At 49.6% G+C, this 26,400-nt stretch carries 25 protein-coding genes; 17 read left to right on the top strand and 8 right to left on the bottom strand.

The genetic code is table 11. The annotated features are described in order from the left end of the window. Nucleotides 1-41 precede the first annotated feature (41 nt). Nucleotides 42-662: an FKBP-type peptidyl-prolyl cis-trans isomerase gene (fklB, locus tag K0335_RS09055; RefSeq protein WP_104919890.1), complete on the top strand. Its 621-nt coding sequence runs from the start codon at nt 42-44 to the stop codon at nt 660-662. A 307-nt stretch (nt 663-969) separates the two neighbouring features. Then, nucleotides 970-2,382, top strand: coding sequence for a D-serine/D-alanine/glycine transporter (gene cycA / locus K0335_RS09050; RefSeq protein WP_000228377.1), 1,413 nt, complete (start codon nt 970-972; stop codon nt 2,380-2,382). Nucleotides 2,383-2,426: 44 nt separating this feature from the next. Here the strand turns inward: cycA and ytfE are convergent, their stop codons facing one another. The 3 genes from ytfE to qorB all read right to left on the bottom strand — a co-directional run bounded on the left by ytfE (nt 2,427) and on the right by qorB (nt 5,131). Continuing rightward, a complete protein-coding gene (gene ytfE / locus K0335_RS09045; RefSeq protein ID WP_000331457.1) occupies nt 2,427-3,089 on the bottom strand; it encodes an iron-sulfur cluster repair protein YtfE in 663 nt (220 codons plus the stop codon). Nucleotides 3,090-3,196: 107 nt separating this feature from the next. Beyond that, entirely contained in the window at nt 3,197-4,162 is a 966-nt protein-coding gene (locus K0335_RS09040) for a DMT family transporter (RefSeq protein WP_046076428.1), read from the bottom strand. Nucleotides 4,163-4,270: 108 nt separating this feature from the next. After that, the gene (gene qorB / locus K0335_RS09035; protein WP_104919891.1) at nt 4,271-5,131 is read right to left on the bottom strand and encodes an NAD(P)H:quinone oxidoreductase; all 861 of its coding nucleotides are present in this window, start codon (nt 5,129-5,131) and stop codon (nt 4,271-4,273) included. Nucleotides 5,132-5,219: 88 nt separating this feature from the next. On the opposite strand from qorB, the gene K0335_RS09030 reads away from it, so the two are divergent. Continuing rightward, a complete protein-coding gene (locus K0335_RS09030) occupies nt 5,220-5,600 on the top strand; it encodes a helix-turn-helix domain-containing protein (RefSeq protein WP_000084623.1) in 381 nt (126 codons plus the stop codon). Between the two features lie 124 nt (nt 5,601-5,724). On the opposite strand, the gene cpdB is transcribed toward K0335_RS09030, so the two are convergent. After that, a complete protein-coding gene (cpdB, locus tag K0335_RS09025) occupies nt 5,725-7,668 on the bottom strand; it encodes a 2',3'-cyclic-nucleotide 2'-phosphodiesterase (protein ID WP_104917785.1) in 1,944 nt (647 codons plus the stop codon). 188 nt (nt 7,669-7,856) lie between these two features. On the opposite strand from cpdB, the gene cysQ reads away from it, so the two are divergent. After that, nucleotides 7,857-8,597 carry a 3'(2'),5'-bisphosphate nucleotidase CysQ gene (gene cysQ / locus K0335_RS09020; RefSeq protein WP_000893392.1) on the top strand — a complete coding sequence of 247 codons (741 nt, stop codon included), beginning with the start codon at nt 7,857-7,859 and terminating at the stop codon, nt 8,595-8,597. Here cysQ and K0335_RS09015 read toward each other — a convergent pair. Beyond that, entirely contained in the window at nt 8,587-9,144 is a 558-nt protein-coding gene (locus tag K0335_RS09015; RefSeq protein ID WP_000175262.1) for a YtfJ family protein, read from the bottom strand. The two genes, cysQ and K0335_RS09015, sit on opposite strands and share 11 nt — an antisense overlap. 324 nt (nt 9,145-9,468) lie before the next feature. Between K0335_RS09015 and K0335_RS09010 the strand changes: the two genes are divergently transcribed. Next, nucleotides 9,469-9,675, top strand: a complete 207-nt coding sequence (locus K0335_RS09010; RefSeq protein WP_000689228.1) for a DUF1107 domain-containing protein — start codon at nt 9,469-9,471, stop codon at nt 9,673-9,675. Between the two features lie 60 nt (nt 9,676-9,735). Here K0335_RS09010 and K0335_RS09005 read toward each other — a convergent pair whose 3' ends face one another. Beyond that, the gene (locus tag K0335_RS09005) at nt 9,736-11,079 is read right to left on the bottom strand and encodes a hemolysin family protein (RefSeq protein ID WP_000934982.1); all 1,344 of its coding nucleotides are present in this window, start codon (nt 11,077-11,079) and stop codon (nt 9,736-9,738) included. 252 nt (nt 11,080-11,331) lie between these two features. Here K0335_RS09005 and yjdN point away from each other — a divergent pair, with 252 nt between their 5' ends. Continuing rightward, nucleotides 11,332-11,778: a VOC family metalloprotein YjdN gene (gene yjdN / locus K0335_RS09000; RefSeq protein WP_001131297.1), complete on the top strand. Its 447-nt coding sequence runs from the start codon at nt 11,332-11,334 to the stop codon at nt 11,776-11,778. Nucleotides 11,779-11,822: 44 nt separating this feature from the next. On the opposite strand, the gene yjdP is transcribed toward yjdN, so the two are convergent. Next, nucleotides 11,823-12,152, bottom strand: coding sequence for a DDRRRQL repeat protein YjdP (gene yjdP / locus K0335_RS08995; protein ID WP_000847205.1), 330 nt, complete (start codon nt 12,150-12,152; stop codon nt 11,823-11,825). Nucleotides 12,153-12,219: 67 nt separating this feature from the next. Then, nucleotides 12,220-12,669, bottom strand: coding sequence for a bifunctional allose-6-phosphate isomerase/ribose-5-phosphate isomerase RpiB (gene rpiB, locus K0335_RS08990; RefSeq protein WP_000716786.1), 450 nt, complete (start codon nt 12,667-12,669; stop codon nt 12,220-12,222). 360 nt (nt 12,670-13,029) lie between these two features. Between rpiB and alsR the strand changes: the two genes are divergently transcribed. The 11 genes from alsR to K0335_RS08935 all read left to right on the top strand — a co-directional run bounded on the left by alsR (nt 13,030) and on the right by K0335_RS08935 (nt 26,290). Next, nucleotides 13,030-13,920: a D-allose utilization transcriptional regulator AlsR gene (gene alsR / locus K0335_RS08985; RefSeq protein ID WP_000083220.1), complete on the top strand. Its 891-nt coding sequence runs from the start codon at nt 13,030-13,032 to the stop codon at nt 13,918-13,920. A gap of 56 nt (nt 13,921-13,976) precedes the next feature. Further along, nucleotides 13,977-14,912, top strand: a complete 936-nt coding sequence (gene alsB / locus K0335_RS08980) for a D-allose transporter substrate-binding protein (protein ID WP_046082056.1) — start codon at nt 13,977-13,979, stop codon at nt 14,910-14,912. Between the two features lie 63 nt (nt 14,913-14,975). After that, nucleotides 14,976-16,508: a D-allose ABC transporter ATP-binding protein AlsA gene (gene alsA / locus K0335_RS08975; protein WP_000258618.1), complete on the top strand. Its 1,533-nt coding sequence runs from the start codon at nt 14,976-14,978 to the stop codon at nt 16,506-16,508. Beyond that, the gene (gene alsC / locus K0335_RS08970; protein ID WP_046076422.1) at nt 16,487-17,467 is read left to right on the top strand and encodes a D-allose ABC transporter permease; all 981 of its coding nucleotides are present in this window, start codon (nt 16,487-16,489) and stop codon (nt 17,465-17,467) included. Before alsA ends, alsC begins: the two co-directional genes overlap by 22 nt. Before the next feature lie 10 nt (nt 17,468-17,477). Further along, complete coding sequence (gene alsE / locus K0335_RS08965) at nt 17,478-18,173, top strand: D-allulose 6-phosphate 3-epimerase (RefSeq protein ID WP_000684966.1); 696 nt, start codon at nt 17,478-17,480, stop codon at nt 18,171-18,173. Continuing rightward, the gene (alsK, locus tag K0335_RS08960) at nt 18,157-19,071 is read left to right on the top strand and encodes an allose kinase (protein WP_104919893.1); all 915 of its coding nucleotides are present in this window, start codon (nt 18,157-18,159) and stop codon (nt 19,069-19,071) included. Before alsE ends, alsK begins: the two co-directional genes overlap by 17 nt. A 239-nt stretch (nt 19,072-19,310) precedes the next feature. Then, the gene (locus K0335_RS08955; protein WP_104919894.1) at nt 19,311-21,296 is read left to right on the top strand and encodes an alkyl/aryl-sulfatase; all 1,986 of its coding nucleotides are present in this window, start codon (nt 19,311-19,313) and stop codon (nt 21,294-21,296) included. 206 nt (nt 21,297-21,502) lie between these two features. Further along, the gene (locus K0335_RS08950) at nt 21,503-21,778 is read left to right on the top strand and encodes a YtcA family lipoprotein (RefSeq protein WP_024256574.1); all 276 of its coding nucleotides are present in this window, start codon (nt 21,503-21,505) and stop codon (nt 21,776-21,778) included. Nucleotides 21,779-21,798: 20 nt separating this feature from the next. Continuing rightward, complete coding sequence (mdtN, locus tag K0335_RS08945) at nt 21,799-22,830, top strand: multidrug transporter subunit MdtN (protein WP_000446399.1); 1,032 nt, start codon at nt 21,799-21,801, stop codon at nt 22,828-22,830. After that, nucleotides 22,830-24,836: a multidrug efflux transporter permease subunit MdtO gene (gene mdtO, locus K0335_RS08940; RefSeq protein ID WP_104919895.1), complete on the top strand. Its 2,007-nt coding sequence runs from the start codon at nt 22,830-22,832 to the stop codon at nt 24,834-24,836. The genes mdtN and mdtO overlap by 1 nt, the downstream gene beginning before the upstream one ends. Then, nucleotides 24,830-26,290: an MdtP family multidrug efflux transporter outer membrane subunit gene (locus K0335_RS08935; RefSeq protein ID WP_219393809.1), complete on the top strand. Its 1,461-nt coding sequence runs from the start codon at nt 24,830-24,832 to the stop codon at nt 26,288-26,290. Before mdtO ends, K0335_RS08935 begins: the two co-directional genes overlap by 7 nt. The last annotated feature ends 110 nt before the right edge of the window (nt 26,291-26,400 follow it).

The raw sequence follows: 26,400 nt of genomic DNA, 5'->3' as shown, positions 1-26,400 counted from the left end.
ATATCCTGCCCGCTACTTTATACCCGAAGAAAGGAAATACGATGACCACCCCAACTTTTGACACCATCGAAGCGCAAGCAAGTTACGGCATTGGTTTACAGGTAGGCCAACAACTGAGTGAATCTGGCCTGCAAGGGCTGCTGCCGGAGGCGCTGGTGGCTGGTATTGCAGACGCGCTGGAAGGCAAACATCCGGCTGTTCCGGTTGATGTGGTACACCGTGCACTGCGTGAAATTCACGAACGTGCCGATGCCGTTCGTCGCCAGCGTTTCCAGGCGATGGCTGCCGAAGGTGTGAAATATCTTGAAGAAAATGCCAAAAAAGAAGGTGTGAACAGCACCGAATCTGGCCTGCAATTCCGCGTGATCACCCAGGGCGAAGGCGCAATTCCGGCACGTACCGACCGCGTTCGTGTTCATTACACCGGAAAACTGATCGACGGCACTGTGTTTGACAGCTCCGTTGCTCGTGGCGAACCGGCTGAATTCCCGGTTAACGGCGTGATCCCTGGCTGGATTGAAGCACTGACTCTGATGCCGGTAGGTTCTAAATGGGAACTGACCATCCCGCAGGAACTGGCATATGGCGAGCGCGGCGCAGGCGCGTCCATCCCGCCGTTCAGCACCCTGGTGTTTGAAGTCGAACTGCTGGAAATCCTCTAAGCAGTGCATTCTGTTCCCCTCAGATTTGAGGGGAATGGACAACAGAGCGTAAAAACTAGAATTTGCTTACTGTCGATATTTTATGTTGCAAATGGCTCTGTTGCGGTTATTTTTGTGAGCTGTTTCGCGTTACCAGAGTGATATGACCCTCAAATTAAACATATAATTAACATTATATTTAAATCTTAGTATTCATCCCGCTTATTCTTACCTAATATCGATGAGTCCCGATACAGATTCGTCGTATCATAGACGTACAAAAGGCCGCAGAGCCTGAACAACACAGACAGGTACAGGAAGAAAAAACATGGTAGATCAGGTAAAAGTCGTTGCCGAAGAACAGGCTCCGGCTGAACAGTCGCTACGGCGCAATCTCACAAACCGACATATCCAGCTTATTGCCATTGGTGGGGCCATTGGTACGGGGCTGTTTATGGGTTCCGGTAAAACAATCAGTCTTGCCGGACCGTCGATCATCTTCGTTTATATGATCATCGGTTTTATGCTCTTTTTCGTGATGCGGGCAATGGGGGAATTGCTGCTTTCGAATCTGGAATACAAATCTTTTAGTGACTTCGCTTCCGATCTACTGGGGCCGTGGGCAGGGTATTTTACTGGCTGGACCTACTGGTTCTGTTGGGTAGTAACCGGGATGGCAGATGTCGTTGCCATTACCGCATATGCGCAATTCTGGTTCCCTGGGCTTTCTGACTGGGTTGCTTCGTTATCCGTGATCATTCTGTTACTGGTTCTAAACCTCGCCACGGTAAAAATGTTCGGTGAGATGGAGTTCTGGTTTGCGATGATCAAAATTGTCGCCATCGTGTCACTGATTGTTGTCGGTTTGATCATGGTGATGATGCACTTCCAGTCACCGACTGGCGTGGAAGCATCATTCACGCATTTGTGGAATGATGGCGGCTGGTTCCCGAAAGGCTTAAGCGGCTTCTTTGCTGGATTCCAGATAGCGGTTTTCGCTTTCGTGGGAATTGAGCTGGTCGGTACAACAGCTGCGGAAACCAAAGATCCGGAGAAATCACTGCCGCGCGCAATTAACTCCATTCCAATTCGCATCATTATGTTCTATGTGTTTGCGCTGATTGTGATCATGTCTGTAACACCGTGGAGCTCCGTTGTTGCTGAGAAAAGCCCGTTCGTTGAACTGTTTGTATTGGTGGGGCTGCCTGCTGCCGCAAGCGTGATTAACTTTGTGGTGCTGACGTCTGCGGCCTCTTCCGCTAACAGCGGCGTCTTCTCTACCAGTCGTATGCTGTTTGGTCTGGCACAGGAAGGTGTGGCGCCGAAAGCGTTTGCTAAACTCTCTAAGCGCGCCGTACCAGCGAAAGGGCTGACCTTCTCTTGTATCTGTCTGCTTGGCGGCGTGGTGATGTTGTATGTGAATCCAAGTGTAATTGGCGCGTTCACGATGATCACGACTGTTTCCGCGATTCTGTTTATGTTCGTCTGGACGATTATCCTTTGCTCGTACCTGGTGTATCGCAAACAGCGTCCGCACCTGCATGAGAAATCAATCTACAAGATGCCGCTCGGCAAGCTGATGTGCTGGGTATGTATGGCGTTCTTTGTGTTCGTGATCGTGCTGCTGACACTGGAAGATGACACTCGCCAGGCGCTGATAGTTACCCCGTTATGGTTTATCTTGTTGGGGCTGGGCTGGTTATTTATTGGTAAGAAGCGGACTGCTGAACTGCGGAAGTAACGGCTTTCTCATGCTGGATGGCGCAATGCCATCCAGCTTTTAGATCACTCACCCGCCAGCGCACGTGGGAACAGTACATTATTTTCCAGACTGATGTGCTCCATCAGGTCATCAATCAGTTCATTAATACCGTTATACATCGCTTTCCAGGTAGTGCAGGCTTCTGGCGGCGGAGTGACGTTATTGGTAGTGTGTTTAATCACTTCCAGCAGTTCGCCCGCTTCATCGTGCTCGCTTTCCATCACGCTAATTGGCCCCATTGCCTGGCTGCCCATGCCTTGTTTGATCATCGGGAAGAGGATCTGCTCTTCTTTCATCATGTGGCTGGAAAGCTCTTCATGCAGCATAGTCAGGTATTTTGTCAGCCCTTTTGGCACGCTCGGTTTGTCGGCGTGAACGCGCTCGACTTTGGTAGCTTGCAGGATCAGCTCCGGCAACTGCTCGCGGTGACGATCGTGGTAGCGCACGATGATATGGTCGATGATTTCTGCCAGTGGGGCGCTACGCCAGTCTTTCTCAATCGGTTGTTCAGCAAGCTTTGCCAGTTCGGCTTCAATGACCTCAACATCCAGTTCTTTACGTGCCGCCGCGCGCGCCAGCGTTTGCTTACCGCCACAGCAGTAATCCATATCATATTTACGAAACAGAGCCGAAGCGCGAGGAATAGAGAGCGCCAGTTCACCTAAAGGTTGGTCGCGATAAGCCATAGCTGATACCTCATTCTTAATAAGATAAGATGTATTTTAAATGCATCTTTAAGGTGAATGCTATAACCCTTACGTAGCAGAGGCTTATTTAACTCACTGCCAGCGTGTCAACTTTCAGAGACAGGTTCAGTTAAGGGTTTTTCCGGTTTTGCTCTGACCGCAATGACTACGCCAACCACTAACAGCGCGATACCGCTCAGTGTCATCAGCGGCGGCATTTGCTGGCGGAGTAAAAAGGTGTACAGCAAACCTGCCAACGTTTCGAAAACAATCAGCGGCCCGAGAATCACCGTTGGTAATCGCTGGCTGGCGACGTTCCAGCAAAGTGCGCCGACCCATGAGCAAAGCACAGCTATCGCAATCATCAGGCTAATAAACACCAGCGGACGGGGGCCAAAAGGTAGGGAGAAGTCCGGCGTTTGCGTATTCAGCCAGTAACAGGCGACGAGATAACCGATGAGCGAAACCGGCAGCGTGACCAGCGCCTGCGCCGTCGCCCACATCATCGGATGTTTGTCTGGGTTTTCCCGCAGCCAACGGGCGTTGCGCAAGGCATACCACGCCCAGCAGACCACGGAGACTAGCGCCAGTACGATGCCTGAGGCATAACGTGCCCAGTCAAAATCGGGGAGTCCGTGGTCTAACTCAGCAATATTTACACATGCAAGACCGATGCCAATACAAACCAGCGCTGGGGTGAGTTTCCCCCACGCGAGTTTACCGTCACGCTGGCTATAAAGCAGATTGGCGAAGACAGGAATCACCACCGGCAGGGTGCCGATAATCATCGTGGAAACAGGCGCGCCAGTACGTTGAATGGCACTGGCAAGACAGAAGTAATAGATAAGGTTGCCCATCATAGTGAGCATCAAGGCGGTAAGCCAGTCGCGACGCGCCAACTGACGCAGACGCACGCGCCCCAGCCAGGCAATGGGTAGCGCAATTAACCCTAACGCCAGATAACGGCCCATCGACTGCAACATCGCCGGGTATTCCGGCACGATCAACGGCCCGACAAAAATAAGCCCCCACATCAACCCTGCTAACAGGGCGTACAGCACGCCGCTAATCATTACTGGCATCCATTGGTCTGTCAGAAGAAATATTCAGGGAACAACCGTAGTCGTTCCCCGCATCCCGTCATTATCAGAGAGGATACGGGAGGATGCCACTTTAATTAACTAGTTATTAACATTAAAAAGATTGCTTACGCTCTCGGCTAATGTTGTCGTTGGGCGGCCAATCAATTTGCTAAGCGTTTTGCTGTCATCAAACAGGCCGCCTTTCGATGCGCCAACGTCAGAATCTGCCAGCATATCCGCCAGCCCGTCAGGCAGACCGACGCTTTTCAGCGCCGCGGCGAAATCGGCTTCGCTCAGGTTTTGATAGGTAACCTGTTTGCCGCTCTGTTTGGTGAGTTCCGCCGCTAACTGTGTCAGTGTCCAGGCGCTATCGCCTGCCAGTTCGTAAACCTTGCCTTCGTGACCTGCTTCGCTAATTACGCGCGCCGCAGCTACCGCATAATCAGCTCGCGTAGCTGAGGCAATTTTGCCATCGCCTGCGGCACCGATAAATACGCCGTGTTCCAGTGCTGCCGGGGCGCTGGCGAGGTAGTTTTCGGTGTACCAGCCGTTGCGCAGCAGGGTGTAAGCGATGCCAGAATCAGCCAGCATTTTCTCCGTCTCGATGTGCTCATCGGCGAGGCCGAGCGGGGAGGTATCCGCATGCAGCAGGCTGGTATAAGCGATAAATTTCACGCCCGCCGCCTTTGCGGCATTAATAACATTTCGATGCTGCGGGGCACGTTGCCCCACTTCGCTGGAAGAGATCAGCAGTAATTTTTCCACTCCCTGAAGCGCAGATGTCAGTGCGGCTTCATCGCCGTAGTCAGCCTGACGTACAGTAATGCCTTGCGCGCTCAATGCCTGTGCTTTTGCCGGGTTACGTGCGATAGCCACTATTTGGCTGGCAGGAACGGTTTTCAGTAAGGAGTTAATAACATGGTGACCAAGTTGGCCGGTTGCGCCGGTAATTGCGATCATGGGAAGCCTCCATCGGTTTGTCTTGTGTTTAAATACGCTACCACCTAAACTTACTTTTAGTAAGTACGTACAAAAAGGTAAGTATGAAATGAGTCAGGTTAGCCTGTCGCAACAACTGAAAGAGGGTAACCTCTTCGCCGAACAGTGCCCGTCGCGCGAGGTGTTGAAACACGTCACCAGCCGTTGGGGGGTATTGATTCTGGTCGCGCTTCGCGAAGGTACGCACCGTTTTAGCGACCTGCGCCGCAAGATGGGTGGGGTGAGTGAAAAGATGCTTGCGCAGTCGTTACAGGCGTTAGAGCAGGATGGGTTTCTTAACCGTATCTCTTATCCGGTGGTGCCGCCGCATGTGGAATACAGCCTCACGCCGCTGGGCGAGCAGGTGAGCGAAAAGGTTGCTGCACTGGCGGACTGGATTGAGTTGAATTTGCCCGAGGTGTTGGCAGTGCGGGATGAACGTGCGGCATAACAGCCGGATGCGCTGCGCTTATTCGGCCTACGGTTCATGACCTGTAGGGCGGATAAGATGCAGCAGCACCGCATCCGCCAATAAATGCCGGATGCGGTTCATATTTATAGACGGGAAAAGTGTTTTACTTACTCAAATCCACCTGATAAATCGCAAAGCCGATATCATCGGTCGCGACTTTATTCATCGGATACTGCCCTTTCTCTTTAATAAACTCTGCGGCTTTATCTGACGGAGAGGTTTCGAAACGAATATCCAGTTTCTTATCGCCGGGAATCGGTGCTAAACGCCAGTTGTTATCTGCCGCCGGGTGAATTTCTCCCGCACGCTTCGACTCATCTGCAATCCACGCTGCCAGCACCGAGCGGTTCTCATCCGGTGAAGCAAAAGCGATATGGCTATCGCCCGTACCTGCAAATTTGCCGCCGTAAGCGCGATAGTTATTGGTGGCAACGAGGAACATCGCGTTCGGATCAATCGGCTTGCCGTTAAAGGTCAGGTTCTTAATCCTTTCCGCATTGGCATTAACCACCTGGCACTCGCCGTCATAGCGGGCGGGCTGAGTAACATCAATCTGATAATTCACACCATCAATGACGTCAAAGTTATAGGTGCGGAAACTATCCCAGTTGATGAGTGACTGCGGTTTCGTGCTGTTAGGATCAATCTGGTTAAACTGTCCGGCGGAGCACTCCAGCCACTCTTTCACCTCTTTACCGCTGGCTTTCACCACAATCAGCGTATTGGGATAGAGATAAAGATCGGCAGCATTACGGAAAGTCAGCTGACCTTTTTCCACTTCCACATAGCTGGCCGGGTCGTTTTTGCGACCACCGACTTTAAACGGTGCGGCAGCTGAAAGCACCGGCAGTTTTGCCAGATCCGGATCGCCCTGAATGTAGTGTTCGACATACGCTTTTTGTGCGTTGTTCACCACCTGCACGGTCGGATCGTCCTGCACCAGCGCCAGATAGCTATACATATTGTCGGCAGATTTACCGATTGGTTTGCTGACAAACTGGCGTGTGGCGTCGTGATCGGCTTTAAGCGTATCGACCAGATTACTGTCTTCCGCCGCGAGAGATTTTTTATTGGCGATATCGTAAATCGGGCGTGCTTCCGCTTTCGCTTGCGCCACCTGCCATTTTCCGCTGTCATTATTGAGTTGCAGATCGACCACGCCGAGATGATCGCCCCACATGCCCGGCATTACCGCCGGAACGCCATTCAGCGTGCCTTTGGCGATATCAGCCCCTTTGATATTCGCAAAATCTTTACTCGGGAAAACAGCGTGAGCATGACCAAACATAATGGCATCAACGCCCGGAATTTCACTGAGGTAATAAACTGAGTTTTCTGCCATCACTTTATACGGATCGGCAGACAGACCAGAATGTGCCAGAACGACAACGAGATCGGCACCTTTCTCGCGCATTTCAGGCACGTACTTGCGCACAGTTTCCGTTATATCGTTAACGGTGACTTTGCCGGACAAATTGGCTTTATCCCACCCCATAATCTGCGGCGGCACGACGCCAATATAGCCAATCTTTAACGTCTGTTTTTTTCCGTCTTTATCGACCACTTCGGTGTCTTTAATCAAATACGGTGTAAACATGGGCTGTTTGGTTTTAGCGTCAATGACGTTGGCATTTACATAAGGGAATTTCGCTCCTGCCAACGCATTTTTCAGGTAATCCAGGCCGTAGTTAAACTCGTGGTTACCGAGTGTGCCGACGGTATAGTCCAGCGTATTCAATGCCTTATAGACAGGGTGAATATCTCCGGCTTTTAATCCTTTCGCCGACATGTAATCGGCCAGCGGACTCCCCTGAATCAAATCGCCATTATCGACCAGTACGCTGTTTTTCACTTCATTGCGGGCATCGTTAATCAGGCTTGCCGTACGTACCAGTCCGAATTTTTCCGTGGCGGTGTCTTTGTAATAATCGAAATCCATCATGTTGCTATGCAGATCAGTGGTTTCCATGATACGCAGATCGACCGTCGCTGCATTCACACTGGCGGCAATCAGCGTGGCCAGGAGCGTTGCGCTAAACTTAATCATCAGGGACATCCTTTTATTATCGGGAATACGAAAGAAAAGGGAGAATAAACGTCTTACTAACAGAACAGCGAAGAATGCCACAATTTAACGCTTTGAAAATGATGACACTATCACAGTTGGCGCATTCTTTATTGATAGGGTATAAGTAAAACAACGAGTTAACACCACTGAAACAAAAGAGGTGGAAAATGTTAGAACAAGTATGCCTACTTGCACGGATGGCGGGCGACGCCATTATGCAAGTTTATGATGGAACAGTACCGATGGATGTCGCCAGTAAAGCCGATAACTCCCCGGTGACGGCTGCAGACATTGCCGCGCATACCGTCATCATGGACGGTTTACGTACGCTGACGCCGGATATCCCGGTTCTCTCCGAAGAAGATCCGCCCGGCTGGGAAGTCCGCCAGCACTGGCAGCGTTACTGGCTGGTTGATCCGCTGGATGGCACCAAAGAGTTTATTAAACGTAATGGCGAATTCACGGTAAACATTGCCTTGATCGACAAAGGCAAACCAATTCTGGGTGTGGTGTACGCGCCGGTAATGAAGGTGATGTACAGCGCGGCAGAAGGAAAAGCCTGGAAAGATGAAAATGGTATACGTAAGCAGATTCAGGTACGTGATGCTCGCCCACCGCTGGTGGTGATCAGCCGTTCCCATGCCGATGCGGAATTGAAAGAATATCTACAACAACTTGGCGAACACCAGACGACCTCAATTGGCTCCTCACTGAAGTTCTGCCTGGTGGCGGAAGGGCAGGCTCAACTCTATCCGCGTTTCGGGCCAACTAATATTTGGGATACCGCTGCCGGTCACGCAGTTGCGGCAGCGGCCGGGGCGCATGTTAATGACTGGCAGGGTAAACCTCTGGATTACACTCCGCGTGAATCATTCCTGAACCCCGGTTTTCGTGTCTCTATTTACTAAGTAATTTATGCAGCAGGTCCATTACCTGCTGCACCTCTTGCTGAGTTAAAGCACCATCCTTCGCCCATTGCACGCGTCCGTCTTTATCCAACACCGCAATGGCTGAACTCTCTTCATCCAGCTGCCAGGCTCCACGTGCTACACCATTGCTATCAACGATAAACTGCGACCACGGATAAAGCTTTTTATTACTTTCCAGAGAACTACGGACAAACATGCCGGAACCGGGAATGGCGTCGTCTGTGTTAACAATGGTGGTGGTCTGATAACGGTCATGAGGCAGCTTTGCCGATTTGATCGCTTCAATCAGTGTGGCATTTTTCTCTTTGGCCGAAGTTCGCCCGGCAATATGTTGCAGGACTCGCACTTTTCCTGGTAACTGTGCGCTGTTCCAGTTTTTATAGCTAAACTGATCTTTATCAAGAATCAGTTCACCACGGTCGGCAATCCCCACCGGTGGTACGCGCTGCCCTGTTTCAAATTTATGTGCGGAGGCCATCATCGGCAGTAACAGGCAGGAGAGCGCCAGAATCTTGCGAAGTGTCATAATTTTTCCTTCTTATCGTGTGCAGGTGATCCGACCACTTGGTCTGAGTTTTAATCATAAGTGCGATCTATTTGTTTTTCCCGCAAGTCTGATGCCAGTTTGCGGACGGGCGCACAAATCATATGAAATATGAATGCTTATACTGAAGACCGTGCTTCACTGAAAAGATAATTCTGAATAACTGTAACCATAAGGTAAAAAAACTTCTACAAAGTGGAAACATTGCGGAGATAGTCTATAGTCAGAAGGCATTAAAATTTGCGCCTCAATAATGTTGGGCCGATTGTGGCACCGCGAAGGCGTTAGACTCAGCAGGAGAAAACAATGAAAATTTTCCAACGGTACAACCCACTGCAAGTGGCGAAGTACGTAAAGATCCTGTTCCGTGGACGGTTATACATCAAGGATGTTGGCGCTTTTGAATTTGATAAGGGTAAGATTCTTATCCCAAAAGTGAAGGATAAGCTGCATTTGTCAGTGATGTCCGAAGTTAACCGTCAGGTTATGCGTCTGCAAACAGAGATGGCGTAACCAAAGTGCTATGCAGTAATAAGACGGCTCCTGAATCAGGAGCCGTTGACGTTTGGGGGGTTATGCGACGCTTTCTTCTTTATCTTTAGCGTCAGGCAGTTTTGGGGAAAGCGCAGTGGCTTTATTGTCGATGCGTGTCACCAGCAGCTGGTCGATGCGGTAGTTATCAATATCCACCACTTCGAATTTGTAGCCGGAGAACTTCACCGAATCGGTGCGTTTCGGGATCTTGCGCAGCATAAACATCATAAAGCCGCCAATGGTTTCGTAGTTGTCTGACTGCGGGAACTCATCGATATCCAACACGCGCATCACGTCATCAATAGGCGTACCACCATCGATCAGCCATGAGTTTTCATCTCGCGCCACAATCTGCTCTTCCAGACCCTGACCAACCAGATCGCCCATCAGTGTCGTCATCACATCATTCAGTGTGATGATCCCCACGACCAGCGCGTATTCATTCATGATTACCGCAAAATCTTCACCTGCAGCTTTAAAACTTTCCAGAGCTTCAGAGAGCGTTAATGTGTCTGGCACGATCAACGTATTGCGAATTTGTACGCCACTGTTCAGTGCCAGGCTTTGGTTAGCCAGCACGCGATTAAGCAGATCTTTTGAATCGACATAGCCGATGATGTGATCAATATCTTCATTACAGACGAGGAATTTCGAGTGTGGATGCTCGGCCACTTTATTCTTCAGGCTTTGCTCATCTTCATGAAGATCAAACCAAACTACATTTTCGCGTGGCGTCATGGAAGAAGGTACAGTACGGGATTCCAGTTCGAACACGTTTTCGATCAGTTCGTGCTCTTGCTTACGCAACACTCCCGCCAGCGCACCGGCTTCTACCACCGCATAGATATCATCGGAAGTGATGTCATCTTTACGTACCATCGGTAGTTTGAAGATGCGGAAGATAATATTTGCCAGGCCGTTAAAGAACCACACCAGCGGGGTGAAAACGAACAGGCAGAAGCGCATCGGGTTGATGATACGCAAAGCGACAGCTTCTGGCGCAACCATACCGATGCGTTTCGGGGTTAAATCCGCAAACAGAATAAAAAGGCCAGTCACTAACGAGAAAGAGAGGATAAAGCTCAGTTGCTCGGAGAGTTCTTCAGGCATATAGCTGGAAAACAAGCTGTGAAACGCCGGAGAAAACGCCGCATCACCCACGATACCACCAAGAATGGCGACCGCGTTCAGGCCAATTTGCACCACGGTGAAGAACATACCAGGGTTAGCCTGCATATCCAGCACCCGTTGGGCATTTATATTACCCTCATCAGCCAGCAGTTTAAGTTTGATTTTGCGCGAAGCAGCAAGTGATATCTCCGATATGGAGAAGAACGCACTTACAGCGATCAAGCAGAGTATGACAAAAATACTGTTTAACATATCTTATCCGACCGTTACGGTCAGATCCTCGGAAGGGGACGTTGATTAATTTGTGTGAAAAACACATTGAAAACTGGTTCGAAGGAAGTGAACCAGCATTTTCAGTGGCTAGTATAGCGTAATCGACTGTAATGCCGCCAGAGGGTTAAATTTTGGTTAGCAAATTTGCTGGATCTACTCATAACGTTGTATACATCTCTGTACAAAAAACGAACTACACTTAACTGGCTTCTCTAACCTGAGGTTACGATCATGCCGTTAAGTCCTTACCTTTCTTTTGCTGGCAATTGTGCCGACGCTATCGCTTTCTATCAGCAAACGCTGGGGGCGGAGCTGCTCTACAAAATCAGTTTTGCTGAGATGCCGAAATCTGCACAGGAGAGTGAAGACGGTTGCCCATCAGGTATGCAGTTCCCGGACAGTGCCATCGCTCATGCCAATGTGCGCATTGCCGGAAGTGACATCATGATGAGCGATGCTATGCCATCAGGAAATGCCCACTACTCTGGCTTTACGCTGGTGCTTGATACACAGGATGTTGAAGAGGGGAAACGCTGGTTTGGTAACCTGGCAGCAGAAGGAAAAATAGAAATGGACTGGCAGGAAACGTTTTGGGCGCACGGATTCGGTAAAGTCACTGACCGTTTCGGCGTTCCGTGGATGATCAATGTCGTGAAACAGCAGGCGCCAACAGAGTAAGTTGGTTGGGGGCGGTGTTTTACTGCACCGCCATTACTTTCAGCCTAACGCGAGTATTCCTCCTCCATTCGTCGCTCTTCATCGTCTAACTGGCGGCGTTCCTGATCAAGCTGACGCTGGCGATCTTCCAGTTGGCGACGGCGATCTTCAAACTGACGCTGTCTGTCTTCATACTGCCGCCGACGGTCATCACTGACTTGCCGTTGCCAGCTCTCATCGCGCGAGTCATCGTAATTGCGATCACTGTCAGGGTTATAAGCATCACTAATCGCCTGCTGAATATTGCCGATAGTGTCATCAATGATATCGGCCCGTACCGGCAGCGTACTTAGTGACAGCAAAGCAAATAAACAAAGTTGGGGAAAAGTTTTCATAAGCCAGCCTCAGTATCAGACAGGCTTACGTTATAAAAGTGTGAATAAAAGCAGTAGCGGAGTAATCTCAATCATCCCGCATTTCAATTGCTTTTATTGCCTCGACCCGTGCCAGATGGCGCCCACCTTCAAATTTTGCATCCAACCAGGCATCGACGATCATCTTTGCCAGCTCCAGGCCCACGACTCGCGAGCCAAATGCCAGCACGTTGGTATCGTTATGTTGCCGCGACAACTGCGCAGAGTACGGTTCGCTACAAACAACCGCCCGAATACCAGCAAATTTGTTTGCAGTAATTGAGATCCCCACGCCAGTCCCGCAAATCAAAATGCCGCCATCTGCTTCCCCCGCCACCACCGCCTGAGCAACTGCACTGGCGTAACGTGGATAATCAGTACGCTCACCAGACCACGTACCTTTATCGAGTACCTCGATTCCGCGTTGGGCTAAATGCGTAAGGATCTCCTCTTTAAGGATAAAACCCACATGATCGCAGCCGAAGGCAATCTTTTTCATTTTCTGCTCCTGAAGACCGCAAACTTCACGGATTTACATAAGTTGTGATATTTATGGCTCTATATGTGCAATAAATATACAGTTACTCTAAAAAGAATTATTTTTCTACTCCCAAAGCTATCACTGCGCAATAGTCTTACTACTTTTAGATTAAGCATTGCTGTAAAGTTGTTTAGTAATAAAAATATATATGTAATTGATTTATATAGATTATATTTGTTAATTGGATTGATGATATGTTGTTTGATTCACAAAATAACAAACTTTATGAATTTAACAGTTTTGTGAAGTTGCCAGCATCTTTTCTGTTTTTGCTGTGGTGTTATAGTGGCGTCTTTATTTCATGGACAAGAGAACGCGATGAGCCAGTCAGAGTTTGATTCAGGGCTTCCTGAGGGAATCGGGCTTGCCCCCTACCTGCGAATGAAGCAGGAAGGCATGACAGAAAACGAAAGTCGGATCGTGGAGTGGTTGCTGAAACCAGGCAATCTTAGTAGTGCTCCAGCGATAAAAGATGTTGCGGAAGCATTAGCCGTCTCCGAGGCGATGATCGTAAAGGTCTCAAAATTATTAGGGTTTAGCGGCTTTCGTAACTTGCGTAGTGCGCTGGAAGACTATTTTTCTCAGTCCGAGCAGGTACTTCCCAGTGAACTGGCTTTTGATGAAGCGCCACAGGATGTCGTGAACAAGGTGTTCAACATCACGTTACGCACCATTATGGAAGGCCAGTCGATTGTCAATGTCGATGAGATTCACCGGGCCGCGCGTTTCTTTTATCAGGCAAAACAACGCGATCTCTATGGCGCTGGCGGTTCAAACGCTATTTGTGCGGATATTCAGCACAAGTTTTTACGTATTGGTGTGCGCTGTCAGGCCTATCCTGATGCTCACATCATGATGATGTCCGCTTCGTTGTTACAAGAAGGCGATGTGGTGCTGGTCGTGACCCACTCAGGGCGAACCAGTGATGTGAAGGCGGCTGTAGAACTGGCGAAAAAGAATGGGGCAAAAATTATTTGTATCACTCATAGCTATCATTCTCCGATAGCGAAGTTGGCTGATTATATTATTTGCTCCCCGGCACCTGAAACACCGTTATTAGGTAGAAACGCCTCTGCCCGCATTTTACAACTTACTTTGCTGGATGCTTTTTTTGTTTCTGTTGCCCAGCTTAATATTGAACAGGCCAATAAAAATATGCAAAAAACGGGCGCAATTGTTGATTTCTTTTCACCAGGTGCGCTGAAGTAAAAAAGTAATCCCGCAATCGCGGGATTACCACTCAACCCTACACTGAGAACATTATTATGAATAAATATCTGAAATATTTCAGCGGCGCTGCTGTGGGCTTAATGTTATCAACCAGTGCATTTGCTGCGGCCGAATACGCCGTCGTATTAAAAACTTTATCTAATCCATTTTGGGTGGATATGAAAAAAGGTATTGAAGAGGAAGCCAAAACACTGGGGGTGAGCGTAGATATTTTTGCTTCTCCTTCAGAAGGCGATTTTCAATCGCAATTACAGCTGTTCGAAGATCTCAGTAATAAGAATTATAAAGGGATTGCCTTTGCACCACTCTCTTCGGTTAACCTGGTAATGCCCGTCGCCCGGGCATGGAAAAAAGGCATTTATCTGGTCAATCTCGATGAAAAGATTGATATGGATAACCTGAAAAAAGCGGGGGGTAATGTTGAAGCGTTTGTCACCACTGATAACGTCGCTGTTGGGGCGAAAGGCGCGGAATTTATTATCGACAAACTGGGCGCTGAAGGTGGCGAAGTAGCCATTATCGAAGGCAAAGCCGGTAATGCTTCTGGTGAGGCTCGGCGTAATGGTGCGACCGATGCTTTCAAAAAGGCCACGCAGATCAAGCTCGTCGCCAGTCAACCTGCCGACTGGGATCGTATCAAAGCGCTGGACGTTGCCACTAACGTGTTGCAGCGTAACCCAAATATCAAAGCAATTTATTGCGCCAACGATACTATGGCAATGGGCGTCGCCCAGGCTGTCGCAAATGCGGGCAAAGTGGGGAAAGTTCTGGTGGTAGGCACCGACGGTATCCCGGAAGCGCGTAAAATGGTTGAGGCGGGTCAGATGACCGCGACTGTCGCGCAGAATCCGGCAGATATCGGTGCCAGCGGTTTGAAGCTGATGGTTGATGCTGCGAAGTCAGGCAAAGTGATTGCCCTGGATAAAGCACCACAATTTAAACTGGTAGATTCTATCCTTGTGACCAAATAATAAGTTGTCATAAACCCCCTTCTGTAGCGTTATGGAAGGGGGTCATTAAAAAGGAAATTATTTATGGTCACGCCATATATATCCATGGCGGGGATCGGCAAATCCTTTGGTCCGGTTCACGCATTAAAATCGGTTGATTTAACAGTTTATCCTCACGAAATACATGCGTTATTAGGTGAAAATGGCGCAGGTAAATCAACTTTAATGAAAGTGCTGTCGGGAATACATCCACCGAGTAAAGGCACGATCACTATCAATAATACGACCTATGACAAACTGGACCATAAATTAGCGGCACAACTTGGCATCGGGATTATTTATCAAGAGTTAAGCGTTATTGATGAATTAACGGTACTGGAGAATTTATATATTGGTCGCCATCTGACAAAGAAAGTCTGTGGTGTCGATATTATCGACTGGAAAGAAATGCGTATTCGGGCGGCAATGATGTTGCTACGAGTGGGATTAAAAGTCGATTTAGATGAAAAAGTGGCGAATTTATCAATCAGCCATAAACAGATGCTGGAGATCGCCAAGACACTGATGCTCGATGCCAAAGTGATCATCATGGATGAACCTACGTCGTCATTGACCAATAAAGAGGTGGATTACCTGTTTTTGATCATGAACCAGCTGCGTAAAGAGGGCACAGCCATTGTTTATATCTCTCATAAGCTGGCAGAGATTCGCCGTATCTGTGATCGCTACACAGTAATGAAAGATGGCAGCAGCGTATGCAGTGGCATGGTGAGTGATGTCTCTAATGACGACATTGTGCGGCTAATGGTTGGACGTGAGTTGCAAAACCGCTTTAGCGCCATGAAAGAAAGCACCGGAAATGTGGCGCGGGAGACCGTGTTTGAAGTGCGAAATGTTACCAGTCACGACCGCAAAAAAGTCCGCGATATCTCTTTCTCGGTCAGTCGCGGTGAAATTCTCGGCTTTGCCGGGTTGGTAGGATCTGGCCGGACGGAGTTGATGAACTGCCTGTTCGGTGTGGATAAACGTGCCAGCGGCGAAATCCGCCTGAATGGTGCAGCTATCTCACCACGTTCGCCACTGGATGCGGTGAAAAAAGGGATGGCTTACATCACCGAAAGTCGGCGCGATAACGGTTTTTTCCCCAATTTCTCGATTGCCCAGAATATGGCGATTAGCCGCAGCCTGAAAAAGGGTGGTCTTAAAGGCGCAATGGGGCTGTTTCATGACCATGAGGAGCAGCAAATTGCTGAGGCGCAGCGGGAATTACTGGCGCTGAAATGCCATACCGTCAACCAGAATATCGGAGAACTTTCTGGCGGTAATCAGCAAAAAGTATTGATTTCTAAATGGTTGTGTTGTCACCCGGAAGTGATCATTTTCGATGAACCTACCCGTGGTATCGACGTCGGCGCGAAAGCCGAAATCTACAAAGTGATGCGCCAACTGGCGGACGACGGAAAAGTCATCCTGATGGTGTCATCTGAGCTTCCTGAAATTCTCGCCGTCTGTGACCGCATCGCTGTGTTCTGCGAGGGGCGACTGACGCAAATCCTGACCAACTGCGATGACCTGAGCGAAGAGGAGATTATGGCATGGGCATTACCACAAGAGTAAAAGGCGAGGTCGCGGAGAAAAAACCGTTCAACTTCGCGCTGTTCTGGGATAAGTACGGCACGTTTTTTATCCTCGCTATCATCGTCGCCATCTTCGGTTCTTTGTCGCCGGAGTATTTTTTAACGACGAACAACATTAGTCAGATCTTTGTTCAAAGCTCCGTTACCGTATTGATTGGTATGGGCGAGTTCTTTGCCATTCTGGTAGCAGGTATTGACCTTTCTGTCGGCGCGATTCTGGCGCTCTCCGGTATGGTGACGGCCAAACTGATGCTGGCGGGGATTGATCCGATCATCGCAGCACTGATTGGTGGTGTGCTGGTAGGTGGCGCTTTGGGGGCTATCAACGGTTGCCTGGTCAACTGGACAGGTCTCCATCCGTTTATTATCACTCTTGGCACAAACGCCATTTTTCGTGGCATCACCCTGGTGATTTCTGATGCCAACTCGGTGTATGGCTTCTCCTTTGATTTCGTTAACTTCTTCGCCGCAAGCCCACTTGGGATCCCTGTTCCGGTGATCTTCTCTCTGCTGATTGCGTTGGTCCTCTGGTTTCTCACTACCCGGATGCGGCTTGGGCGCAACATTTATGCCCTCGGCGGCAATAAAAACTCGGCGTTCTATTCCGGGATCGATGTGAAGTTTCACACTTTGGTGGTGTTCATCATCTCTGGTGTTTGTGCCGGACTGGCGGGCGTGGTTTCCACGGCGCGTCTGGGCGCGGCAGAACCTCTCGCCGGTATGGGATTCGAAACCTACGCCATTGCCAGTGCCATCATTGGCGGGACCAGTTTCTTCGGTGGCAAAGGGCGCATTTTCTCGGTGGTTATTGGCGGGTTAATTATCGGCACTATCAATAACGGTCTCAATATTCTGCAAGTACAAACCTACTACCAGCTGGTGGTGATGGGTGGATTAATTATCGCGGCTGTCGCCCTCGACCGTCTTATCAGTAAGTAAGGAATAGAACATGAAAATCGCTCCCTCATTAATGTGTATGGATCTGCTGAAATTTAAAGAACAGATCGAGTTTATAGACAGTCACGCAGATTATTTTCACATCGACATAATGGATGGTCATTTTGTACCAAACCTGACTTTGTCACCGTTTTTTGTCAGCCAGGTGAAAAAACTGGCGAGTAAACCGCTGGATTGCCACCTGATGGTGACTCGACCGCAGGATTACATCAGCCAGCTGGCGCAGGCTGGGGCTAATTTCATCACGCTGCACCCGGAAACCATTAATGGTCAGGCGTTTCGCTTGATTGATGAAATCCGTCGCTTGGGAATGAAGGTCGGGCTGATCCTTAACCCTGAAACACCGGTTGAAGCCATGAAATACTACATCCATAAGGCCGATAAAATTACGGTGATGACTGTTGATCCGGGCTTCGCCGGGCAGCCATTTATTCCTGAGATGCTGAATAAAATTGCTGAACTAAAAGCATGGCGCGAGCGTGAAGGTTTGCATTATGAAATCGAAGTGGATGGCTCTTGTAATCAGGCTACTTATGACCGACTGATAGCGGCAGGTGCGGACGTGTTTATCGTTGGCACATCCGGGCTGTTTAATCATGCAGATAATATTACTGATGCCTGGCAGGTAATGACCACGCAGATCCTCAATGCCCGTAAAGGAGTGCAGAGTTATGGCAAAACAGCGTAGCGTGGTGGCGGGCGTGGATATGGGGGCGACTCATATCCGCTTTTGCCTGCAAACGGCTGCGGGGGAGATTGTGCATTGCGAAAAGCGCCGTACCGCAGATGTATTGGTCCCCGATGTCGCCAGCGGAATCGCTGCTATGCTGCATCAACAGTTCGTGCATTACGATGTGACCTGTTGTGGGCTAATCATGGGTTTACCGGCACTGGTTGGCAAAGATCAACGCAGCATTATTTCGACTCCCAACTTGCCATTGTCGGCCGGGGAGCTACATGGCCTGGCTGATAACCTGCAAGCTTCACTGAAATGCCCGTTAGCATTTTCCCGTGATGTAAACCTGCAACTCTCCTGGGATGTGCAGGAAAATCATCTGGTCGATCAACTGGTCCTGGGAGCCTATCTGGGAACCGGAATGGGATTTGCCATCTGGATGAATGGTGCGCCATGGACCGGAGCGCATGGTGTTGCAGGAGAATTAGGGCACATACCGCAAGGTGATATGACTCAACACTGTGGCTGTGGCAACTCTGGCTGCCTTGAGACAGTCTGTTCGGGGCTGGCATTAAAACGGTGGTATGAACAACAACCTCGTAACTACACCTTGAGCGAGTTGTTTGTCCATGCCAGTGATGAGTTGTTTGTGCAGTCGCTGCTCGATCACGCCGCTCGCGCAATTGCTTCCAGCGTAAATTTGTTTGATCCCGATGTGGTGATTCTCGGTGGCGGTGTAATGGATATGGTAGCGTTTCCGCGAGAAGCATTGATTGACAAAATTAAGCGTTATTTGCGCCGCCCGTTACCGTATCAGGAAGTCTGTTTTATTCCGGCATCGTCTTCGGCATTTAATGGTGCGCAAGGGGCCGCGACACTGGCAAGCGGACGTTTCTTTGCGAAGCAATGATATTTACAGGACTCAGTGGTGCTGAATATATAATTTTCATATGAATTACATATATACATTATCCACGCAAATCTATTTGCTATTGCGGGAAAAGTTCGCACTAATACCTAACTAAATTATCCACTCAGCTCACACTTCATTTTCTCAAAATGACATTCTCGCCTTTATTATAAGGCGAGGATATTTTTCATTTTGCCGCTTTAAATATTGATGCCATAAATAATTAAATGGAGATTAAGATGAATAACTCCCGGTTATTCCGTTTGAGCAGGGTTTTTATTGCGCTTACCGCCACTGGTGGGCTGCTAATCAACAGCGTCAGTGCCAGCGAATCGACGCACAAGGCGTCTCAATATACTCAACAAATTAACCAGAATTACACAAACTCGCTGCCGTTCAATGATCGTCAGGATTTTGATGATGCACAACGCGGGTTTATCGCGCCATTGCTCGATCAGGGGATTTTGCGCACACCAGATGGCAAAGTGTACTACCGTGGCGAAGATTTTAAATTTGATCTCAATGCGCCAGCACCGGAAACCGTTAACCCAAGTTTGTGGCGCCAGTCGCAGTTAAACGGCATATCTGGTCTGTTTAAAGTCACCGACAAGATGTATCAGGTTCGTGGTCAGGATATTTCCAACATTACCTTCATTGAAGGGGATACGGGCATCATCGTGATCGACCCGCTTGTTACGCCCCCGGCCGCTAAAGCGGCATTTGATCTCTACTTACAGCATCGCCCACAGAAACCTATTGTGGCGGTGATTTATACCCATAGTCATACCGACCATTATGGTGGTGTTAAAGGCCTGGTTTCAGAAGACGATGTTAAAGCCGGGAAAGTGCAGATCATCGCTCCGGCAGGCTTTATGGATGAAGCGATTAGCGAAAACGTGATGGCCGGTAATATCATGAGCCGTCGCGCACTTTACTCCTATGGCCTGTTACTACCACGTAACCCCGAAGGTACTATTGGCAATGGTCTTGGTGTAACGCTGGTAACGGGTGATCCTTCAATTATTGCACCAACAATCACCATAACGAAAACCGGTGAAAAACGGATTATCGACGGTCTGGAGTTTGATTTCCTGATGGCACCAGGCAGTGAAGCGCCGTCAGAAATGCATCTCTATATTCCGGCACTGAAAGCGCTGTGTACCGCAGAGAACGCCACCCATACGCTGCATAACTTCTACACTTTGCGTGGCGCTAAAACCCGTGATACCAGTAAGTGGACGGAATACCTTAATCAGACCCTGGATATGTGGGGTAATGAAGCAGAAGTCTTGTTTATGCCGCATACCTGGCCGGTCTGGGGTAATAAACATATCAATGATTATGTAAGTAAATACCGCGACACCATCAAATACATTCATGACCAGACTCTGCATTTAGCCAACCAGGGCTACACCATGAATGAAATTGGCAACATGCTCAAGTTACCACCGTCACTGGCAAATAACTGGGCCAGCCGTGGTTATTACGGTTCTGTCAGCCATAATGCCCGTGCGGTGTATAACTTCTATCTGGGCTACTACGACGGTAACCCGGCGAATCTCAATCCATATGGTCAGGTGGATATGGGGCAACGCTATGTGAAAGCGCTGGGGGGTTCTGCCCGGGCCATTAACCTGGCGCAGGAAGCCTATAAACAGGGCGATTACCGCTGGGCGGCAGAGCTGCTCAAGCAAGTGATCGCTGCGAATCCGGGTGATCAGGTAGCGAAAAATCTGCAGGCGAATACCTTTGAGCAACTTGGTTATCAGGCGGAATCAGCCACCTGGCGTGGCTTCTACCTGACCGGAGCGAAAGAGTTGCGTGAAGGCGTCCATAAATTCGCTCACGGCACCACCTACTCTCCAGATACCTTGAAAGGAATGTCGGTAGAGATGCTGTTCGATTATATGGCCGTGCTTCTCGATAGCGAGAAAGCCGAAGGTAAGAGCGTCAATCTGAACTTCAATATGGATAATGGCGATAACCTGAACCTTACGCTTAATAACAGCGTGCTGAACTACCGACAAACCCTGCAACCAAACGCCGATGCTTCGTTCTATATCAGCCGAGCGGATCTGCATCAGTTCTTGACCGGGCAGGCAAAAATGGCCGATCTGATCAAAGCGAAGAAAGTGAAAGTGATTGGTAAAGCGGCGAAGCTGGATGAAATTTTTACCAGCCTCGATCAATTTGAGTTGTGGGTAAATATCGTTACACCAAATTAATTAGCGTATAGCTTCCGGGGGTGACCCCCGGAAGCGATTTTTTCAATAAATAGTTTTCACAAAACAATAATGTTAATGAATAAGTTCTGAATGCGGTAAAAGATTAAAGCCATTTCGCAGGTATTAAAAAATCGCCATACTGTGCTCCGGTTTCGCTATTCATATTGACCAGGGATATTATTCGCCGTAAACGGGATGTTTTTATGATGCAAAGAATTAAATCCATTTTAGGAACGCAGTTAAAAAAATTGTTTCTGCTCATACCAGCAATATTATTAACCGGTTGTAAGTTATCTCCTGCAATTCCCGTCATCGGTGCTTACTATCCTGGCTGGCTTTTCTGCCTGATTGCAGGCGTCGTTCTTACCCTTATTACGCGGCAAATCATACTGCGCACTTATAACAACCTGTCATGTGCCGGGCTGGTTTACACCGCGCTGTTTGCCCTCTACTCCACGCTGTTCTGGCTGGTTTTTTTCTAACTTATTTTTGAGATGCGCTCATGGAAAGTACGCCAAAAAACGCTACGCGCAATAAATTACCCGCGTTGATCCTGACCGTTGCGGCAGTCGTTGCTCTTGTTTATGTGATCTGGCGTGTCGATAGCGCCCCGGCAACTAACGACGCTTACGCATCTGCGGATACCGTTGATGTGGTGCCAGAAGTCAGTGGCCGCATTGTGGAACTTGCGGTCAAAGATAACCAACTGGTGAAACAGGGCGATCTTCTATTTCGTATTGATCCGCGCCCCTATGAAGCAAGCCTCGCAAAAGCCCAGGCGTCGCTGACCGCGCTGGATAAACAAATTATGCTCACCCAGCGTAGCGTTGAAGCCCAGCAACTCGGAGCCGCGGCAGTGAAGACATCGGTGGAGAAAGCCCTGGCGATTGTTCATCAGACCAGTAAAACCTTTCAACGTACCGAGTCTCTGTTGGCAGAGGGCTATGTATCAGATGAAGATGTGGATCGCGCCAGAACGGCCCATCGCTCAGCACAGGTTGACTATGCAGCACTGTTACTACAGGCACAATCTGCGGTCAGTGGTGTGGGAGGCGTGGATGCGCTGGTCGCCCAGCGTGAGGCCGTTCTTGCCGATATTGCACTGACAAAGTTGCATCTGGAGATGGCTACCGTTCGTGCGCCTTTTGATGGACGCGTGGTGTCGCTGAAAACATCTGTCGGGCAGTTTGCTTCGGCGATGCGGCCGATTTTCACACTGATCGACACCCGCCACTGGTATGTCATCGCTAACTTCCGTGAAACAGAGCTGAATAATATCCGCGCCGGAACACCCGCGACAGTTCGCCTGATGAGTGACAGCGGTAAAACCTTTGAAGGCAAAGTCGATTCCATTGGTTATGGCGTATTACCAGACGATGGCGGCATGGTATTAGGTGGGCTACCACGTGTATCTCGCTCAATCAACTGGGTACGTGTTGCCCAGCGTTTCCCGGTAAAAATCATGGTAGATAACCCTGACCCTGAGATGTTCCGTATAGGTGCTTCGGCGGTTGCTAACCTTGAGCCACAATAATGAGCGCGCTCAACTACCTTCCGCTACCAATGGTTCGGCTGTTGGCTTTTCTTCATGAGGAGTTAAACGAACAGCGACCGGGGCGTATGGCACAAACCTTCCAGCTATGGGCTGGCTGTCTGCTGGTTGTGCTGATCTCCATGACGTTTGAGATCCCGTTTATGGCAATCTCACTGGCAGTGCTGTTTTATGGTGTGCAGACAAATGCCTTCTATACCAAATTTGTGGCGATCCTGTTTGTGGTTGCTACGGTGCTGGAAATGGGTAGCCTGTTTTTGATCTATAAATGGTCTTACGGCTACCCGCTGATGCGTCTGGTGATTGCCGGGCCGATATTGATGGGCTGCATGTTTATGATGCGTACCCATCGGCTGGGGTTGGTCTTTTTTGCTGTGGCAATTGTCGCTATTTACGGGCAAACCTTCCCGGCGATGATCGATGTGCCGGAAATTGTTGTACGTCTGACGCTGTGGTGCATCGTGGTTGGGCTTTACCCGACCTTGCTGATGACGTTAATCGGTGTGTTGTGGTTTCCCAGTCGGGCAGTAAATCAGATGCATAAAGCGCTAAGCGAGCGTCTGGATGATGCGTTACGTCATCTCACCAACGAGGCTTCACCGTTAGCAGAAAAATATATTGAACGGGAAGCGCTGGCGCTGCAAAAGCTGAACGTCTTCTGTCTTGCCGATGACGCGGAGTGGCGTAAGAAAAGCGCCTGGTGGCAGAACTGTGTTGCTACGGTCACTTATCTCTATACCAGCCTGAATCGTTACGATGTCCGTGCCTTCCCGGAATCCCCGGAAATGACTGTTTTACGTCAGAAGCTGATCAGTGAAGTGCAGTCGCTGCAACAAGCCATTTGCGCAGGTGAAACCTGGCAAAGCAACTGGCAGCTTCGGGAAGATGAACTTACGCTTGCTCATCAATGTGGTTTGTTCAGCCATTGTCAGATGTTGCTGCAACTGGGGCACATGGACCCAGCGACACCCCCCACACCAGCAGCAAAACCGCCATCAATGGTCGCGGATGCATTTACCAATCCTGATTATTTGCGTTATGCCCTGAAAACATTGCTGGCATGTTTGATTTGCTACACCTTTTATTCCGGTGTCGATTGGGAAGGTATTCACACCTGTATGCTGACCTGCGTGATTGTCGCTAACCCCAATATTGGCTCGTCATATCAGAAAATGGCATTACGTTTTGGTGGCGCATTCTGTGGGGCGATTCTGGCGCTGGTGGTCACTATTTTTGTGATGCCGTGGCTGGACAATATTGTCGAGTTACTGTGCGTGCTGGCCCCCATTTTCTGGATTGGCGCAAGGCTGGCAACCAGTTCAGAGCGTTCGTCTTATATCGGCACCCAGATGGTCGTCACTTTTGCCCTCGCCACGCTGGAAAACGTCTTTGGCCCGGCGTATGACCTCGTGGAGATCCGCGATCGTGCCATCGGTATTTTGATCGGAACGGCAGTTTCAGCAGTCATTTACACTTTTGTCTGGCCGGAAAGTGAAGCTCGCGCTTTACCACAAAAACTGGCCGGAGCAATGGCGATGCTCAGCAAACTGCTGCGTATTCCACGCCAGCCGGAAGCCGCCATGGAACGAACTTATCTGAAATTGCGGATTGGCTTACATGCAGCGTTCAACGCCAGTGAAGAGATGTATGAACGCGTCGCGCTTGAGCGTCAGCTTGCAGGAGCAGAACGGGAAGCTCTCCTGCAGCGAGCGAAGGGTGTCATTACTCTTGGTCGGGAAATTATTCACACCTGGGATAATACCGGGATTAACTCGCTTACCCCTGAGCGCGTGAATCAACTTGTCGGAGCGCTGGAATTTTACGCCGCAGGATTGCCACAACATACCAGCCTTTCCCCCACGCTTGTCATGAGTGAATTAAATCAACAGGAGCAGCGCGTCATGCAGTTAATCGCCAGTCTACCTGACTGGACTTCCCCAACGCTTACGCCTGCCACGCAACACGTGCAAGGAGCTACACCATCATGAGCCGTCATCTTTCCCGCTTAATTCTCTGTGGTCTGTTAGGCGGCGCGACGCTGCTTTCTGGCTGTGCCCTGGTACGCAAAGATTCTGCGCCGCATCAGCAGTTAGCCCCCGAGCAGATTAAACTTGCCGATGACATTCACCTGGCAAGCGCCGGTTGGCCACAAGCGCAGTGGTGGCGACAATTTAACGATCCGCAGCTTAACGCCCTTATCGAGCGAACTTTGCAGGGATCACACACGCTTGCAGAAGCCAAATTACGCGTTGAGAAGGCGCAATCGCAGGCGGATTTACTGGAAGCTGGTTCACAATTGCAAGTTGCTGCGCTGGGAATGTTGAATCGCCAGCGTGTCTCGGCGAATGGTTTTTTAAGCCCCTATGCGATGGATGCACCGCATCTTGGTATGGACGGGCCGTATTATACCGAAGCCACCGTTGGCGTATTTGCCGGGATGGATCTGGATCTGTGGGGCGCTCACCGTTCATCGGTCGAGGCCGCCATTGGCGCACAAAATGCCGCGCTGGCCGAGTCTTCGGCGGTGGAGTTATCACTTACCACGGGTGTGGCACAGCTTTACTACAGTATGCAGGCCAGCTACCAGATGTTGGATTTGCTGGAGAAAACACGCGATGTGATTGATTACGCAGTAAAAGCGCACCAAAGCAAAGTCGCCAGTGGTCTGGAAGCTAAAGTGCCTTACCACGGCGCAAGGGCGCAAATCCTCGCGGTAGAAAAACAAATCGCGGCAGTAAAAGGGCAACTCCGTGAAACACGTGAATCCCTGCGTGCGTTGATGGGGGCTGGTGCCAGCGATTTGCCAGAGATCAAACCTGTTGCGCTTCCTCTGGTAAATACCGGTATTCCGTCATCACTCTCTTACGAACTTCTCGCCCGACGCCCGGATCTGCAAGCGATGCGCTGGTACGTCCAGGCATCTTTAAATCAGGTGGACGCCGCGCGGGCGTTGTTCTATCCAAGCTTTGATATCAAAGCATTCTTCGGGCTGGATGCTATTCATCTCGACAGCTTATTCAAAAACACCAGCAGGCAGTTTAACGTCATTCCTGGTCTGAAATTACCGTTGTTTGATGGTGGGCGACTGAATGCCAACCTCGAAGGAACGCGGGCGACCAGTAATATGATGATTGAACGCTATAACCAGTCGGTACTCAATACCGTTCGTGATGTGGCGATAAACGGTACGCGTCTACAAACGCTGAATAATCAGCGAGAAATACAAGCTGAGCGCGTAGAAGCCATTCGTTATACCCAGAAGGCTGCAACAGCGGCCTGGAAGCAAGGGCTAAGCAGCCGTTTGCAGGCAACGGAATCGCAGCTTCCGGTGTTAGCTGAAGAGATGTCATTGCTGATGCTGGATTCACAACGTGTTGTGCAAAGTATCCAACTGATCAAGTCGCTTGGTGGTGGCTATCAGGCAATACCTGCCAGTAAGTAATTCTCACACCGCGCGGTGAATGTCGCGCGGTATCTCACTTCGTCACGTCAAAACTGACGACAGCCTGTTTTTCGTCAGGGTTTTGACCACAATTCACCCGTAATATCAGG

This window comes from Escherichia sp. GZ89, assembly GCF_019366485.1.
Lineage (GTDB): Bacteria > Pseudomonadota > Gammaproteobacteria > Enterobacterales > Enterobacteriaceae > Escherichia > Escherichia fergusonii.
Note: the sequence above shows the minus strand (reverse complement) of the source record. Positions and strands in the feature narration are given on the sequence as shown.